1 pseudogene is annotated in these 420 nt (G+C 49.9%); it reads left to right on the forward strand.

Annotation, left to right across the window (positions count from 1 at the left end):
* Positions 1–27 precede the first annotated feature (27 nt).
* Positions 28–249 (forward strand): annotated as a pseudogene (locus tag FWJ25_RS20725) (jacalin-like lectin).
* The last annotated feature ends 171 nt before the right edge of the window (positions 250–420 follow it).

Here is a 420-nt window from a genome sequence, read left to right on the forward strand (position 1 = left end):
ATTGATCTGTGCAGGTTCGACGAGAGCTTGACGGAGATCTCCGGGACCACGGGCCCAGCCTACAACATTGACAATCTGGTCAAGTCTCTCAAATTYGTCASCAACAAACGYRCTTACGGACCGTACGGCAGGGACGAGGGCACCCCGTTCCGTGTCAAGGTGATGAACAACGGCCACGTCGCTGGCTTCTTTGGCCGCTCTGGAGATTGCCTGGACGCGATCGGGCTCTACGTGAMCSCCMACTMATAACTAAWACGATGGATCGGATCATCTGCATGMATGCATATGCAGTATGCATGCTGCTTGYCTGCCTGTAACGAATATGAATGCATAAAATAACGCCCCTGCTGCTCCCATGCATCAGCAGTGTGTACCACTATGTTATATATATATATACTGTATTTCGCTACCGAATAAAAA

This window comes from Marinobacter salinexigens (assembly GCF_008370345.1).
Taxonomy (GTDB): domain Bacteria; phylum Pseudomonadota; class Gammaproteobacteria; order Pseudomonadales; family Oleiphilaceae; genus Marinobacter; species Marinobacter salinexigens.